We start from the raw sequence: 14,232 nt of genomic DNA, 5'->3' as shown, positions 1-14,232 counted from the left end.
CGCTTCGGAGACGGCCGGGCCCGTTCCCGGCGCTCCGGCCCGGCGGCCGTGTCCGGCCGCCTACTCGTAGGAGACCGTGACGCGGTCGGTCAACGGCACGGCCTGGCAGGCCAGGATGTAGCCGTCGGCGAGGTCCTCCGGGTCGAGTACCTCGTTGCGGAGCAGCGCGGTCTCGCCGTCGGTCACCCGGCAGCAGCAGGCGCTGCACGCGCCCTCGCGGCAGGAGTACGGAGCGTCGAGACCGGCGGCGAGCATCGCGTCGAGCAGCGGGGTGCCGGCGCCCCAGGGGATTTCGTGCCACGCGCCGTCGAGTTCGACCTGCGCGGTGTGCGCGCCGTCGCCCGGGTCGCGCACCGGTGCGCCGAACACGTCGTCGGCGAGGGAGAAGTACCGTTCCCGGTGAATGCTGCTGCCCCCGGCCCGGCCGATCGCCTGCTCGGCGGCGTCCATCAGCGGGACCGGGCCGCAGAGAAACACGTCGCGGCCGGCGTACGGGGCGAGGACGGCCGCCAACTGATCCGTGGTGGGCAGCCCTTGCAGGCATTCCAGCCAGTGCACCACCGTGAACCGGCCGGGGTGGGCCGTCGCGAGGCCGTGGAGTTCCTCGCGGAAGATGACGGCGTCCGGGTCGCGGTTGGCGTACAGCAGGGTGACGTTCGCCCGGCCCGCGGTCAGTGCCGACTTGGCGATGGACAGCACCGGCGTGATGCCGCTGCCGCCCGCCACGAGCAGCAGGTCGCGGTCGAGATCGTCCGGGGTGAAGGTGCCGGCCGGGGGCAGTGCCCGGATCTCGTCACCCACCGCCACCCGCTCGCACACCCAGGCGGAGCCGCGCCCGCCGGGGATCTTCTTGACGGTGATCCGTGGCGGTTCCCCGGTGTGCGGGGAGCTGGCGAGCGAGTAGCAGCGGGCCGCGCCGCCCGGCACCCGCAGGGTCAGGAACTGGCCCGGTCGGTAGGCGAGTTCCGTGCCCGGCTCCGGAGCCAGTACCAGGGAGACCGCGTCGGCCGTCTCCCGTACGACCCCGGCGACCCGCATGCGCACCTCAGCCACCACTCGCCTCCAGCTGCCCCGATGCGACAGCAGCGTCGATGCTGTCGCGGAGCGCCGCACAGGAGCGGACGCGCGCCGACAGCTCACCCGCCGCGACCAGTTCGCCGATCACCGGGCAGACGGCAGCCGCCTCCGCCGTCCACTGGATCTGCGTGTGGGCGGGGCTGAACTTCTCGCACAGCACCTGGTTCCCGCAGGTGCCGCACTCGACGGGGCGCATCTCAGGCCTCGCCCTTGCGGCGGGCCAGATTCTCCTCGACCTCGGCGCGCCAGGCCTCGTTGGCCCGGGTGGTGTCGATCTCGAACTCGAAGCGCCGGACCATCTCGTCGGTCACGGCGGCGGCGTCCACGTAGAACTGCTCGTACCAGCGGCGGAGCTGGTAGACCGGTCCGTCTTCCTCGGTGAGCAGCGGATTGTCGATCCGGGTCTTGTTCTGCCAGATCTCGACGTCCTGCTCGAAGCCCACCCGGAGGCCGTCGGAGGTCAGCTGCGCGGCGGCAGCCGCCTCGGTGTCGCTCATCCCGGGGAGCTTCTTGACGAGGGCGCCGTACATCAGCATGAAGCTGTTGGAGTCGATCGGGTAGTGGCAGTTGATCAGTACGGCCTCCATCTCCAGGCCGGGGGCGACCTCCGTCCACAGTCTGTCGATCATGTACGAGGGTCCGTGGTACGAGGCGTCGGAGCGCAGCGGCGTGGAGAGAGTGCCGAGGTCGATGTCGCCGCGCGGGCTGGACTCCATGTACTGGGTGGCGACATGGCCGTCGAAGACGTTCTTGAAGTAGTTCGGGAACGCGAAGTGGACGTAGTAGAAGTGCGCCATGTCCACGACGTTGTCGACTATCTCGCGGCAGTTGGAGTTCTCCACCCGCAGGGCGTTCCAGGACCAGTCGGACCACTGCCCGGCGTCGGGGCCGTGGATGCCGTCGAGTTCGGGGATGGTGACGCCGGGCGGCGGCGGGTTGCCCTCGGGGTCGTGCCACACGTACAGCTGCTTGTTGCGCTCCAGCGTGGTCCAGGCACGGGTCCTGGCGCGCGGCGGGACGCGGCGGGCGTAAGGGATCCCGGCGCAGCGGCCGTTGCCCGCCCAGCGCCAGTCGTGGAAGGGGCAGGCGACGGCGTCACCCTTGACGGTGCCGCGGGCCAGATTGCCGCCCATGTGCGGGCAGTAGGCGTTGAGGACGTGCAGTTCGCCGTCGTCGGCGCCCTGGAACACGACGAGTTCGGTGCCGAAGGCCTCGATCCCGTGCGGCTCGCCGTCCTTGAAGGCGTCGGCGAGGCCGAGACAGTGCCAGCCGCGCGCGAAGCGGGTGGGCAGAGCGGCTGCCTCGATGACACGGGCCTCTTCGTCGAGTGCGGTCATCGTCCTTGACTCCCTTGCTCCGTCTGCTTCATCTGCCTCATCTGTTTCGTCCGTTGCTGCGCCGCGAGTTCGACGGCGATGTCGATGAGCTGGTCCTCCTGCCCGCCGACGAGGCGGCGTTCGCCCGCGCGGAGGAGGATGTCGGCGCCCGGTACCCCGTAGCGGCCGGCCTGCCGGTAGGCGTGCTTGAGGAAGCTGGAGTACACGCCGGCGTGGCCCATCATCAGAGCGAGCCGGTCGAGCGTGCATTCCTCGTCCATGACGGGCCGTACGACGTCCTCGGCCGCATCGATGATCTTGATGACGTCGATGCCGGTACGGATGCCCATGCGGTCGCAGACCGCGGCCAGGGCCTCGACGGGCGTGTTGCCCGCGCCCGCGCCGAGCCGGCGGGTCGAGCCGTCGATCTGGCTGGCGCCCGCCCGGATCGCGGCGACCGAATTGCCCACGCCCAGGGCGAGGTTCTCGTGGCCGTGGAAGCCGACCTGGGCGTCGTCGCCGAGCTCGGCGGTCAGCGCGGCCACCCGGTCCGTGACGTCGTCCATGACCATGGCGCCGGCCGAGTCGACGACGTACACGCACTGGCAGCCGGCGTCCGCCATGATCCGGGCCTGCCGGGCCAGCTCTCCGGGCGGTGTGGAGTGGGCCATCATCAGGAAGCCGACGGTCTCCAGGCCGAGTTCGCGGGCGAGTCCGAAGTGCTGGACGGAGATGTCCGCCTCGGTGCAGTGGGTGGCGATGCGGCAGATGGCGGCCCCGTTCGCCTGCGCCCGCTTGATGTCGTCCTTCACGCCGAGACCCGGCAGCATCAGGAACGCGATCCTGGCCCGCCGGGCCGTCTCGACCGCCACGGTGATGAGTTCCTGCTCGGGTGTCCTGGAGAACCCGTAGTTGAACGAGGACCCACCGAGCCCGTCGCCGTGGGTCACCTCGATGACGGGAACACCCGCGTCGTCGAGGGCGGCGACCACCGACCGTACGTCGGCCGGGGTGAACTGGTGCCGCTTCGCGTGCGAACCGTCACGCAGCGAGGAGTCGGTCACTCTGATGTCGAGCGTCCCGCTGTACGCCTTCACTGGTTGCTCTCCTTCTGGTCGCTCTCCCTCTGGCCGGTCTCTCCCTGTTCGGTCTCTCTGTGGCCGGTCTCTCTCTGGCCGGTCTCTCCCTGGCCGGTCCGCTGCCGGGTGATCACCTTCGCGAACTCCTCGCCGACCTTGGTGGCGGCGGCGGTCATGATGTCGAGATTTCCGGCGTAGGGCGGCAGGAAGTCTCCCGCGCCCTCCACTTCCAGGAAGATCGCGACCCTGGCCATCCCGCCGTTCCCGTCGGACGGATCGTCGAACTGCGGCTCGGCGCGCAGCCGGTAGCCGGGCACGTACGAGGCCACGTCGGCGGCCATCTGCTTGATCGATACGGCGATGGCGTCACGGTCGGCGTCCTCGGGAATCGCACAGAAGACCGTGTCCCGCATGATCACCGGCGGGTCGGCGGGGTTGAGGATGATGATCGCCTTGCCGCGCTCGGCACCGCCGATCTCCTCGATGCCCCGGGCGGTGGTCCGGGTGAACTCGTCGATGTTCGCCCGGGTTCCGGGTCCGGCCGAGACCGAAGCCACGGAGGCGACGATTTCCGCGTACGCGACCGGGACGACGCGCGAGACCGCGTACACCATGGGAATGGTGGCCTGGCCGCCGCACGTGATCATGTTGACGTTGTCGGCGTCGAGGTGTGCGGTGAGATTCGCCGGTGGGATGACGGCGGGCCCGATCGCGGCCGGAGTGAGGTCGACGGCTTTGATGCCGAGTTCGCGGTAGCGGGGTGCGTTCGCCCGGTGGACCTGGGCGCTGGTCGCCTCGAACACCAGGTCCGGCTTCTCCTCCCGGGCGAGCAGCCAGTCGACGCCTTGGTGACTGGCGTCGAGCCCGAACGCTCCGGCCCGTGCGAGGCCTTCGCTGTCCGGGTCGACGCCGATCATCCAGCGCGGTTCGATGTGCGGCGAGCGCAGGAGCTTGTGGAGCAGGTCGGTGCCGATGTTCCCGGAACCGACGATGGCGGCCGTTGCCTTTTTCGTGGTCATGAAGTCCTCAACAGAACGAGAGGGATACGGAGCCGAGCCCGGCGAAATCGGCGGTGAACGTCTGTCCCGCGGTGACGTCCGCCGCCCGGGTGCAGGAGCCGGGCAGCACCAGCTGCCCCTTCTTCAGCGGCACCCCGAACCGGGCGACGGTCCGGGCCAGCCAGCTGACGGAGGCCGCGGGGTCACCGAGGACGGCGTCGCTGCGCCCTTCGGCGATGAGCTCACCGTCGGCGCTCAGCCGGGCCTCGATGCTCCTGAGGTCCAGTTCGCGCGGGTCACGTCCCTCGCCGATGACATAGCCGGCCGACGAGGCGTTGTCGGCGATCGTGTCGGCGATGGAGATGCGCCAGTCGGCGATCCGGCTGTCGATCAGCTCCAGGGCGGGTACGACCTGTGCGGTCGCGTCCAGCACGTCCCGCTCGGTGCAGCCCTCGCCCGGCAGATCGGCACCGAGCACGAAGCCGACCTCGACCTCGATCCTGGGTGCGCAGTACCGGGTGACGGACACGGGCCGGTCCGCGTACAACTCCATGTCATCGAGGAGGTGACCGTAGTCGGGTTCGTCGACCCCCATCATCTGCTGCATGACGGGTGAGGAGAGCCCTACTTTGTGCCCGCTGATCCTTGCCCCTCCGGCGATCCGCCGCCGGATGTTGATCAGCTGGATCCCGTACGCGTCCTCGGTACCGATCCCGGTGAAGGTATCGACGAGCGGAGCGACAGGCGTCCTGCGGTGCTCGGCGGAACGCAGCAGTTCGGCTGCGTCCTGCCTGCGGCGGTCGTCGAGCATCGTTGCTCCTCGGAACGGGGCGGGGATTGTGCCGGGACCAGCGCTCGGCAGCTGGTCGGGCGACGGTAGGCCGGACCGGCCGCTTCCCGTGAGCCCGGATTCCCGCTGACCGGGAAGACGCGGCGAACTCCCCCGCTCCGTCCGGCGGTCACGCGGGCCCGGGGGCGGACAAGGACCGTGCCGGGCGACGACGACAGCACGGTGTGCGCTCCCCCGCTGACCCTGCGTCCGCACGCTCCCGCCAAGCGGGAAGCCGAGGGACGAAGGCGCCCGTACACCTTCTCTCTTGCACCGTGCGGTGCTACTCAGCTCTTCACCACCAACGCGGGAGTACTGCCATGACGCATCACACCGTCCGGACCATCGGCACCTGTGCGCTCACCCTCTGCTGCGTCCTGTCGGCCGGGGTCTGCACCCTGTCGGCAGGGGTCGCCACGGCGGCGACCGCGCCGCCCGGCCACCACCAGCAGCAGCAGCACCAGCCGGCAGCCGGCCGTCAGGTGCTGCTCGACGGCGCGGTCAACGTGCGCGATCTGGGCGGGTACCGCAGCCATGACGGGCGCACCGTGCGCCACGGCCTGGTCTTCCGTGCCGACGCCCTGAACCAGCTCACCGCTACCGGCCGCACCCGGCTCGCCGGCCTCGGGATGCGTGAGGTCGTGGACTTCCGGACGTCCACGGAGGTGGCGCGGGACGGCGCCGACCGGCTGCCCGCGGGGCTCGCCGTGACCGCCCGACCGGTCGATGACAGCGGGCTCTCCGCCGAGGTCGACGCCGTCATCGCGACCCGCGATCCGGTGGCGCAGCGTAAGGCGCTCGGTGGTGGTGCGGCCGAGGCCCTGATGCGCGGTCTCTACCGTGGCTTCGTCAGCGACCCGGGCAGCAGCGCCCGGTTCGCCGCCACACTGCGCGACCTCGCGCGCCACGACTCCGGCCCGCTGCTCTTCCACTGCTCGTCGGGCAAGGACCGTACGGGCTGGATGAGTTACCTCCTCCTACGGATCCTCGGCGTACCGCAGCGCACCGCCGAGGCCGACTACCTGGCGTCCAACACGTACCGGTCCGCCGCCGACGCGCAGACCCGGGCGGGGCTCAGGTCAGCGGGGCTCATGCAGGATCCCGGCCTCCTCATCCCGGTCCAGGAGGTACGGCCCGCCTATCTCGACGCCGCTCTCGATCAGGTGCGGCGGGACTACGGCAGCCTGGACCACTACCTCACCCGGGGGCTGGGCCTGGACCACCGCACGCTCGCAGCGCTCCAGGCCCGTCTCCTGCACTGAACCGGCAGCTCAGAAGTGCGTTCCGCCGTCTATGCGGATCTCCGTGCCGGTGATGAACGCGCCGTCCTGCGAGCCGAGCATGGCGACGACACTCGCGACGGCCTCCGGGCCCGCGTAGCCCTCGCCGATGGCCGGTGAGAGCTTCGCGAACAGGCTCCAGTCGGTGTCCTCCGGCAGGCCCGGCCCCTTGCCGCTGGTCATGCCGGAGGCGATGGAGCCGGGCGCGACCGAGACGGCGCGCAGCCCCTGCTTGCTGTACTCGCTCGCGATGCTGTGGGTCATGGCCTGGATGCCGCCCTTCGACGCCGCGTACGCCGACATGTAGGGGTGCGCGAAGCTCGCCGAGGTCGAGCTGAAGTTGACGACGACCGGCTTCTCGCCCGCCAGCAGCGCCGGGAGCGATTCGCGGATCATCAGGAAGGTGCCGGTCAGGTTGACCCCGATGACCTTGTTCCAGAAGTCGAGGGTCGTCGTGGCGGTGTGCCCGGAGCGGAGGATGCCTGCCGCGTTGACCAGTACGTCCATTCCGCCGAGGGTCTCGACGGCGGCGGCCACACCGGCCTTGACCGACGCCTCGTCGGAGATGTCGAGCAGGGCGGTGGTGAGGCGGTCCGCGTGACCGTCGGCAGCGGCGCGGTCGGCCGTGGTCCTGAGTCCGGCCTCGTCGACATCGACGGCCACGACGCGACCGCCCTCGTCGAGGATGCGGTGCACGGTGGCCTGGCCGATGCCCGAGCCGCCGCCGGTGATCAGTACGCGGCGGCCTTCGTAGCGGTTCATGGGGTGTCTCCGGTTTCTCGTACGCGTGCCGATGCCGGTCGGCATCGTTACCTACACGTCACAATACGCCTTCATGGCACGTTTTGCCATCACGGCAATCCGTGCGGATCCACGCCCGCCGACGTACCCTCTTGGAGTGAGCAACCAGCCGACCCTGACCGAGCGCCGCAGAACGGCGACCCAGCTCGACATCGCCCGCGCCGCTGCCGCCCTCTTCGCCGAGGCCGGGCCCGACGGCACCACCGCGGAGGCCATCGCCCACCGGTCGGGGGTCGCACTGCGGACCTTCTACCGGTACTTCCGCAACAAGCAGGACGCCGTCGGCCCGCTCCTCTCCGGCGGCGCCGACCGCTGGCGCGCGCTGCTCGCGGAGGCCGAGCCGGGGACGGGGCTGCCCACCGCGCTGGAACGGGCCGCTGCCGAAGCCCTCACCGCGCGGGGTGCGGAAGCAGCGGAGCAACTGAACTGGACCCGGGGCCTGTTGCGCGCCGCACAGGACGACCCCGCTCTGCGTGCGGTCTGGTACCGGATCAACCAGGAGTCCGAGGAGCGGCTGCTGCCGGTCCTGACCCGGCTGGCGGGCGAGGACGCGGACCCGCTGGAGGTGCGACTCGCCGCGGCTGCCGCGACGGACGCGATCCGGGTCGCCCTGGAGGCCTGGGCCGAGACCGATGCGCCGCTCACCGGGGCCGGTTCACCCGCCGAGCTGGCCGTCCGCTGTCTGCGCGAACTGCTCGGCGGGACAAAGCTCCTGGACGGGTGAGGAATCCGCGTCAGTGGCGGCCTCGGACGGCCTGGCCCCGCGCCTCCTTCGGCAGTCCGAGCACCCGCTCGGCGATGATGTTGCGCTGGATCTCGTTGGAGCCCGCGTAGATGGTGTCGGCGCGGGAGAACAGGAACAGCCGCTGCCGGTCGTCGAGTCCGTCCGGACCCGCGCCGGGGCCGGAACCGGTGAGCATCCCGGCGGCGCCGCTGACCTCCATGGCGAGCTCGCCGAGCGCCCGGTGCCAGGTCGCCCAGTAGATCTTGCCGATGGACGCCTCGGGCCCGGAGGCCCCGGCTGCCGCACCGTCCAGCATGCGCAGTGCGTTGAAGCGGATGGTCTCCAGTCCGATCCAGGCCCGGACCAGCCGGTCGCGGATCAGCGGATCATCGATCGCGCCGTTGCGTTCGGCCAGCGCGACGATCGCGGCCAGCTCACGGCGGAAGCCCACTTGCTGGCCGAGAGTGGAGACGCCCCGCTCGAAGCCCAGCGTGGCCATCGCGGTCCGCCAGCCGTCGCCGGGCGCGCCCACCACGCAGGAGGCGGCGGTGCGGGCGTCGTCGAAGAAGACCTCGTTGAACTCGCTGGTCCCGGTGAGCTGGACGATGGGCCGGACCACCACGCCCGGCTGGTCCATGGGGACGAGCAGATACGAGAGGCCGGTGTGCCGCTCGGATCCCGGCTCGGTGCGGGCCAGTACGAAGCACCACTGCGACTCGTGGGCGAGCGAGGTCCAGGTCTTCTGGCCGTTGACCACCCACTCGCCGCGGCCGGTGTCCCGTTCGGCCCGTGTCCGTACCCCGGCCAGGTCGGAGCCTGCGTCGGGCTCGCTGTACCCCTGGCACCACAGTTCGCGTACGGCGACGACCGGCGGCAGGAAGCGCTGCTTCTGCTCCTCGGTGCCGAAGGCGATGAGGGTCGGCCCGAGGAGTTGCTCACCGATGTGGTTGACGCGGGCGGGCGCGTCCGCGAGTGCGTACTCCTCGTGGAAGACGACCTGCTGTTCCAGGGTGGCGCCACGTCCGCCGTACTCCTCGGGCCAGCCCACGCAGGTCCATCCGTGCGCCGCCATGTGCCGCTCCCAGGCCAGCCTCTCGGCGAAGGCCTCGTGTTCGCGGCCCGGCCCGCCGAGCCCCTTGACCTCGCGGAACCCGCCTTCCAGGTGGTCGCGCAGCCAGGCGCGGACCTCGGCCCTGAATTCGTCCAACGCCACGGCGCCGTCTCTCCTCACGTGTTCATCCGCATGTCCGTGCGACCGTCCCCGGGTGGCGCCGCCGGCCGTCCGCCCGAACGCCCCTCTCACGGGCCGTCCCCCGTCCGAAGACCGGCCAGCACGGCGGAGCCGATCCGGCGGCGGTGCGCAGCGGGGGTACCGAGCAGGTGGGCGTCGCCGTGTGCCCGCTTGAAGTAGCGGTGGGCATCGTGTTCCCAGGTGATCCCCATGCCGCCGTGCAGCTGGATCATCTCGGCGGCGGCCAGTGACAGCGCCTCGGAACACGCCGACCTGGCCGCGGCGGCCAGCACGGGTTCGGCATCGGCGTGCGCGGCGCCGAGCGCCAGTGAGCGGGCGGCCTCGACTGCCGTGTACACATCGGCCAGCCGGTGCTTGACCGCCTGGAACGAGCCGATCGTCCGGCCGAACTGCACCCGTTGCCCTGCGTACGCGACGGTCAGCTCCAGGCAGCGCGCGGCGGCGCCCACCGACTCCGCGGCCAGTGCCGTGCAGGCCAGGTCCCGTACCCGCGCGAGGATGCGCGCGCCCTCGGCGCCGGCCGGGCCGACGAGCGCCGCGGGGGCCCGGTCCAGCACCAGCCGTGCCTGCGGCCGGGTCCGGTCCAGCACCCCGCACGGTTCCCGGCGCACCCCCGCCCCGTCGAGCCGGAAGAGACCGAGCCGGCCTCCCGGCATCCGGGCGAAGGCGAGCAGCACCGAGGCCGAATCGCCGCACAGCACATGCTCCTTGACGCCGGTCAGCAGCCAGCGCCCACCGTCCGGTGCGGCGAGGGAGCGGATCGCGCCGGGCTCCCACGAGCCGTTCTCCGCCCAGGCCAGCGCGCCGATCCGGTCCGCGGCCAGTTCCTCGGCGGACTCCCCCGCGGCGACCAGAGCCTGCGCCGCCAGCACCGCCGATCCCAGATACGGCACCGGGCTGAGCGAACGCCCCAGTTCCTCCATCACCACATGGACCTCGGCGGGCCCGCAGCCGAGCCCCCCGTACGTCTCCGGAACGCCGAGTGCGGCCACGCCGATCTGACGGGTCAGCGGTTCCCAGGCGGCCGCGCCCTCGTGGCGGGCCAGGACGGCGCGCACCGCCTCCCGCAGCCCGGACTGCTCCTCGGTCTCCCTCATGTCCGCTCCCCCGCTTCGCCCGCCCTCCGGTCGGCCTCTTCCCGGGCTCTGCGCCGCAGTTCGGCCTTGAGCAGCTTTCCGCCGGCGTTCCGGGGCAGCGTGTCCACCGCGACGAAGCGGCGGGGGACCTTGAAGTTGGCGAGCCGTTCCCTCGTCCAGGCGGTGAGTTCCTCCGGTCCCGCGCCCCGGCCCGCCGCCGGTACGTAGTAGGCGACCCCGACCTCACCCAGCCGTGCGTCCGGCGCCCCGACGACCGCGACATCGGCGATTCCCTCATGGGCGATCAGGGTGTGCTCGACCTCGGCCGGGTAGGCGTTGAACCCGCCGACCACGTACATGTCCTTGAGCCGGTCGGTGACGGTCAGATAGCCGCGTTCGTCCCGCACCCCGATGTCACCGGTGCGCAGCCAGCCGCCGTCGGCGAGGGCTTCGGCGGTGGCGGCCGGGTCGTCGAGATAGCCGACCATCACGTTGTACCCGCGCACCTGGACCTCTCCCGGTTCGCCGGGCGGGGCCTCGCTTCCGTCGGCGCGGGCCGTACGCACCTCCGTGCCCGGGAGCGCGACGCCCGCCGAGCGGGCGATGAGCTCGGCCCGTTCGTCCGGCGGACACATGGTGGCGACGCCGCACGACTCGGTGAGCCCGTAGGCGTTGAAGACGTACGCGATGCCGAGTTCGGCGCGGATCTCCTCGATCAGCTCGGGCGCGATGGTAGCGGCGCCCAGTCCGGCGAGCCGGAGCGATGTGAGGTCCCGGTCCCCGCGCCCGGGGTGGCGCAGCAGGGTGTGGAAGAGCGTGGGCGGTCCCATCAGCACGCTGATCCGTTCCTGCGCGATCAGCGCGAGCACCCGGGCGGGGTCGTACACCGCTTCCGGAACCATGACCGCGCCGTTGAGGAGGCAGACGAGGATGCCCGCCTTGTAGCCGAAGGTGTGGAAGAACGGGTTCATCAGCAGATAGCGGTCGCCGGGCCGGAGCCGGGCGTTGCGTGACCACTCCCGGTAGACGCGGATGGTCTGCCCGTGCGTGACCATGACGCCCTTGGGCCGTCCGGTGGTGCCGGAGGTGAAGATGATGTCGCAGAGGTCGTCCGCGCGGACGGCGCCGGCGCGCCGGGCGCGTTCGGGTTCGCCGACGGTCTTCCCGGCGGCGAGGTACTGCGCGAAGTCCAGTTCTCCCTGACCTGCGGTACCCCGGAGGAGCACGGTGGCGCGCAGGGATCCGGTCAACTCCCCCAGCATCGCGGGGTAGTCGATGCCGAGGAAGCCGCGTTCGGTGAGCAGGTACGAGGCCCCGCTCCGGCGGATGATGTCGGCGGCCTCGGCGCCCTTGTAGCGGGTGTTGAGCGGCACGACGACGGCGCCGACCGACACCGCGCCGAGTACGGCGGTGATCCATTCGCGGCTGTTGGCGGCCCAGACGGCCACCCGGTCGCCGTGCGCGATCCCGCAGGCCACGGCGGCCCGCGCGCAAAGGTTGATCTCCTCTCTCAACTCACCGAAGGTGAGGCGTCCTTGCTGGTCACTGAGGGCCTCCTGGTCCGCGTACCGTTCGGCGGCGAAACCTGGCAACTCAGCGAGCGTGGTGGGGAGGGGTGCGGTGTTCATGCCCCTGCTGCTCCTTTGCGGGAAGGCGGCGGACTGGCCCGCGTGCAGCGCGGCCCTTGACAGGGCCGACGTGCCCGGCATCAAATCACAGTGTTTCTAATAGGCATAGCCCTACGGCAGGAAGCACTCACCATGACTCCCACCCCGCCCCTCGGCGACAAGTCCGTACTCATCACCGGCGCCGCCCGCGGTCTCGGCCTGGAAATGGCCCGCCAGTGCGTGGCGGCGGGCGCCCGCGTCACCCTCGCCGACGTCCTGAGCGAGGAAGGCGCGCGGGCCGCACAGGAATTGGGCGACCGGGCCCGGTTCGTCACGCACGACGTGACCAGCGAGGAGCAGTGGGCGACGGCCGTCGGCGCGGCCCGCGAGTTCGGCGGCGGACGACTCGACTCCCTGGTCAACAATGCGGGGATCTCGACCGGCGGCCTGCTCCACGAGGAGTCGGTGGCCCACTTCCGCAAGGTCCTGGAGACCAACCTCACCGGCACCTTCATCGGCCTGCGCACCGCGATCCCCGTCATGGCCGGGCAGGACGGCGGTGGCTCGATCGTGAACATCTCGTCGGCCGCCGGCCTCATGGGGCTGGCGATGACCGGGAGTTACGGCGCGGCGAAGTGGGGTGTGCGCGGCCTCACGAAGATCGGCGCGGTGGAGCTTGCCGGGTCCCGCGTCCGCGTCAACTCCGTCCACCCCGGCGTGACCTACACCCCGATGACGTCCGCCGAGGGCTTCGTTCCCGGCGAGGGCAACTTCCCCGGCACCCCCATGGGCCGGGTCGGCGAACCCGCGGAGATCGCCTCGACGGTCGTCTTCCTCCTCTCCGACGCGGCCTCGTACATCACGGGCGCCGAACTCGCCGTGGACGGCGGCTGGACCGTCGGACCCACGGTCGCCGGGCTCACCCAGCACTGACCGGCCCCGGCCGATCGGGCGCACGGCGGCCTCTTGACGGATCGGCGGCGGGGGTATGCAATCACGGTGTTTCGATTAGGCATATTCCTACCAGGAATACTGGAGCCGGAATGAACACCTCCCCCGCCACACCGTCCACCACGGACACGTCCCGGATGCGTGAGGTCCTCAGCGCCTTCTGCACCGGCGTCGCCGTCATCACCGCCATCGCTCCCGACGGCAGCCCCGCCGGAATGGCCGTACAGTCCTTCACCCCGGTCTCGCTGGATCCGCCCCTGGTCGCCTTCTGCCCCGCGCTGACCTCAAGCACCTGGCCGAAGATCCGGGCCGCGGGCCGCTTCACCGCGAACATCCTCGCCGCCGACCAGCAGGACCTCTGCCGCCGGTTCGCGGTGACCGGCGGCGACAAGTTCACCGGCGCCCGCTGGGCCCCGGGCGCCAACGGGGCACCCGTCCTCGACGGGGTCCTGGCCACCGTCGAGTGCGACCTGCACACCTCGCTGGAAGGCGGCGATCACGCCATCGCCCTCGGCCGGGTCACCACGCTGGCCACCCACCGGCCGTCCGCGGGGCCCCTGCTCTACTTCCGCCGCCGCTACGGCCGCTTCTTCTCCAACTCCTCGATGTCCGCGAGCATCGCCTCCGCGAGTTCGCACTCCGCCGCGTAGTACCGCTCGGCCCACTTCAGGGTGAGCGTCGGAAACGCCCACTCCTCCCGGGCCTCGGCACCCTTGACGTCGGCCGCCGCCCGCCGCCGCATGGACTGCGCGAACTCCTGGTGCCGGGCGAGCACTTCACGCATCTGCTCGGGCTCCAGCAGATGCCCGAGCCACATCCGCAGCATCGGCCCGTGCTTGAGGACCGGCGGATCGACGGGCGCCTCGCGCGCCCACTCCCGCACCGCGTCCATCCCCTCGTCCGTGATGAGGTAGACGCGTTTGTCCCGGGTGCCGGTCTCCTGCGCGACCATCCGCGACGAGACGTATCCGACGCCTTCGAGCCGCTTCAGCTCGCTGTAGATCTGGCTGAACGACGGGCTCCAGTAGAAGAAGCGCAGCGACTGGTCCGACCACTTCTTCAGGTCGTAGCCGGACAGTTCCTCGCCGAACGAGAGCAGCCCCAGGACCGCCCAGCTGGTCGCCGGGAGCGCCGGACGCCCCTCCTTCACCTGCTTCTTCTCCGCCACGCCAGGAAGTCTACGACCAGGGGGCGCCGACCCTCTTCCCTCATCCACCCATGACTGCTAGAGATATTCCTATT

Annotated in this window: 15 protein-coding genes; 4 read left to right on the top strand and 11 right to left on the bottom strand. The window is 71.2% G+C overall.

From position 1 onward, the window contains the following. Positions 1-60 precede the first annotated feature (60 nt). The 6 genes from NBY69_RS29345 to NBY69_RS29320 are packed head-to-tail and all read right to left on the bottom strand — an operon-like array spanning position 61 to position 5,281. Positions 61-1,053 (bottom strand): ferredoxin--NADP reductase, encoded by a 993-nt coding sequence (locus NBY69_RS29345; RefSeq protein ID WP_250304920.1) that lies wholly within the window; start codon positions 1,051-1,053, stop codon positions 61-63. Next, positions 1,046-1,273, bottom strand: a complete 228-nt coding sequence (locus tag NBY69_RS29340; RefSeq protein WP_250304919.1) for a hypothetical protein — start codon at positions 1,271-1,273, stop codon at positions 1,046-1,048. Before NBY69_RS29340 ends, NBY69_RS29345 begins: the two co-directional genes overlap by 8 nt. 1 nt (position 1,274) lies before the next feature. Continuing rightward, entirely contained in the window at positions 1,275-2,414 is a 1,140-nt protein-coding gene (locus NBY69_RS29335; RefSeq protein ID WP_250304918.1) for a Rieske 2Fe-2S domain-containing protein, read from the bottom strand. Further along, on the bottom strand, positions 2,411-3,490 hold the full coding sequence (dmpG, locus tag NBY69_RS29330; protein ID WP_250304917.1) for a 4-hydroxy-2-oxovalerate aldolase: 1,080 nt from the start codon (positions 3,488-3,490) through the stop codon (positions 2,411-2,413). The genes NBY69_RS29335 and dmpG overlap by 4 nt, the downstream gene beginning before the upstream one ends. Next, positions 3,487-4,491 carry an acetaldehyde dehydrogenase (acetylating) gene (locus NBY69_RS29325; RefSeq protein WP_284349606.1) on the bottom strand — a complete coding sequence of 335 codons (1,005 nt, stop codon included), beginning with the start codon at positions 4,489-4,491 and terminating at the stop codon, positions 3,487-3,489. The genes dmpG and NBY69_RS29325 overlap by 4 nt, the downstream gene beginning before the upstream one ends. Before the next feature lie 7 nt (positions 4,492-4,498). After that, positions 4,499-5,281 carry a 2-keto-4-pentenoate hydratase gene (locus tag NBY69_RS29320; RefSeq protein ID WP_250304916.1) on the bottom strand — a complete coding sequence of 261 codons (783 nt, stop codon included), beginning with the start codon at positions 5,279-5,281 and terminating at the stop codon, positions 4,499-4,501. A 338-nt stretch (positions 5,282-5,619) separates the two neighbouring features. On the opposite strand from NBY69_RS29320, the gene NBY69_RS29315 reads away from it, so the two are divergent. After that, positions 5,620-6,561 (top strand): tyrosine-protein phosphatase, encoded by a 942-nt coding sequence (locus NBY69_RS29315; protein WP_250304915.1) that lies wholly within the window; start codon positions 5,620-5,622, stop codon positions 6,559-6,561. A gap of 9 nt (positions 6,562-6,570) precedes the next feature. Here the strand turns inward: NBY69_RS29315 and NBY69_RS29310 are convergent, their stop codons facing one another. Continuing rightward, positions 6,571-7,341 carry an SDR family NAD(P)-dependent oxidoreductase gene (locus NBY69_RS29310; RefSeq protein WP_250304914.1) on the bottom strand — a complete coding sequence of 257 codons (771 nt, stop codon included), beginning with the start codon at positions 7,339-7,341 and terminating at the stop codon, positions 6,571-6,573. Between the two features lie 73 nt (positions 7,342-7,414). On the opposite strand from NBY69_RS29310, the gene NBY69_RS29305 reads away from it, so the two are divergent. Beyond that, positions 7,415-8,104, top strand: coding sequence for a TetR/AcrR family transcriptional regulator (locus NBY69_RS29305; RefSeq protein ID WP_374211355.1), 690 nt, complete (start codon positions 7,415-7,417; stop codon positions 8,102-8,104). A 10-nt stretch (positions 8,105-8,114) separates the two neighbouring features. On the opposite strand, the gene NBY69_RS29300 is transcribed toward NBY69_RS29305, so the two are convergent. The 3 genes from NBY69_RS29300 to NBY69_RS29290 form a co-directional block, all read right to left on the bottom strand. Further along, the gene (locus NBY69_RS29300) at positions 8,115-9,317 is read right to left on the bottom strand and encodes an acyl-CoA dehydrogenase family protein (RefSeq protein WP_250304912.1); all 1,203 of its coding nucleotides are present in this window, start codon (positions 9,315-9,317) and stop codon (positions 8,115-8,117) included. An 86-nt stretch (positions 9,318-9,403) separates the two neighbouring features. Then, entirely contained in the window at positions 9,404-10,453 is a 1,050-nt protein-coding gene (locus tag NBY69_RS29295; protein WP_250304911.1) for an acyl-CoA dehydrogenase family protein, read from the bottom strand. Beyond that, positions 10,450-12,060 carry a FadD3 family acyl-CoA ligase gene (locus tag NBY69_RS29290; RefSeq protein WP_250304910.1) on the bottom strand — a complete coding sequence of 537 codons (1,611 nt, stop codon included), beginning with the start codon at positions 12,058-12,060 and terminating at the stop codon, positions 10,450-10,452. Before NBY69_RS29290 ends, NBY69_RS29295 begins: the two co-directional genes overlap by 4 nt. Before the next feature lie 132 nt (positions 12,061-12,192). Between NBY69_RS29290 and NBY69_RS29285 the strand changes: the two genes are divergently transcribed. Beyond that, positions 12,193-12,972, top strand: a complete 780-nt coding sequence (locus tag NBY69_RS29285; RefSeq protein WP_250304909.1) for an SDR family oxidoreductase — start codon at positions 12,193-12,195, stop codon at positions 12,970-12,972. 110 nt (positions 12,973-13,082) lie between these two features. Continuing rightward, complete coding sequence (locus NBY69_RS29280; RefSeq protein ID WP_250304908.1) at positions 13,083-13,640, top strand: flavin reductase family protein; 558 nt, start codon at positions 13,083-13,085, stop codon at positions 13,638-13,640. Here NBY69_RS29280 and NBY69_RS29275 read toward each other — a convergent pair. Beyond that, positions 13,568-14,158, bottom strand: a complete 591-nt coding sequence (locus tag NBY69_RS29275) for a helix-turn-helix transcriptional regulator (protein WP_250304907.1) — start codon at positions 14,156-14,158, stop codon at positions 13,568-13,570. The two genes, NBY69_RS29280 and NBY69_RS29275, sit on opposite strands and share 73 nt — an antisense overlap. Positions 14,159-14,232 lie beyond the last annotated feature (74 nt).

The sequence above is a fragment of the Streptomyces sp. A 4/2 genome, from assembly GCF_940670765.1.
GTDB lineage: Bacteria > Actinomycetota > Actinomycetes > Streptomycetales > Streptomycetaceae > Streptomyces.
The sequence above is the reverse complement of the archived record's forward strand: the minus strand, read 5'-3'. Positions and strand labels throughout refer to the sequence as shown.